Here is a 751-nt window from a genome sequence, read left to right on the forward strand (position 1 = left end):
TATACTTATTAGCTTATGACAGCTGAGTTCTTATAACAACTGAGTTAAAGAAAGACTTACTCAGGCATCAATACTGCATCGATAGTGTGAACCACACCATTGGTTGCCATGATATCAGTACCTGTGATGTTAGCTGTGTTACCAGTCGCATCGGTAATTACGTTGGCATCGCTAATAGAAATCGTTTTGCCATTAGCCGTTTCGATATCAGTACCATAAGGGATATCAGCCGCTTTCACTTCCATAGGTACTACGTGATAAGGCAATACTTTTTTCAGCAAGTCTGTGTTAGCCAGTAATTCTTCTTTCGTTACGCCTAGCTTTTCTAGTACTGGAGCAAATGCATCATCAGTTGGTGCAAATACAGTATACTTAGTATCTTCCATCAACATCGTATCAAGACCAGCAGCTTTTAATGCAGCTGTTAAAATGGTTAGGTTTTCATTGTTTGCTGCAATTTCGGCGATGGTTTGAGTCGCTTCCATATTCATGTCGTCTGCCATTGGCTCTGCTTCAGTCTCAACCATTGGATCCGTCTCAGCTACTGGCTCTACTACGACTTCTTCAGTAGTAACCTCAGGCTCAACTGGATCTGCGACGGTTTCAGTGTCATTACATGCTGTTAATGACATGGCTGCTGTTACGACTGCGATAGATAATAGATTCTTCTTTAACATGGGTATTTCCTTTTAAATGATTGGTTGCGTCATGTGTTTAACAGACAGTTACTTTTAATAAATTTAACAGTGAC

General features: G+C 40.3%; 1 protein-coding gene. It reads right to left on the reverse strand.

Translation table 11 applies throughout. The features are described from left to right. Positions 1-56: 56 nt before the first annotated feature. A complete protein-coding gene (locus tag ACS8FC_RS17025) occupies positions 57-677 on the reverse strand; it encodes a fasciclin domain-containing protein (RefSeq protein ID WP_439297657.1) in 621 nt (206 codons plus the stop codon). Positions 678-751 lie beyond the last annotated feature (74 nt).

The organism is Psychrobacter sp. 1Y4 (assembly GCF_051847555.1).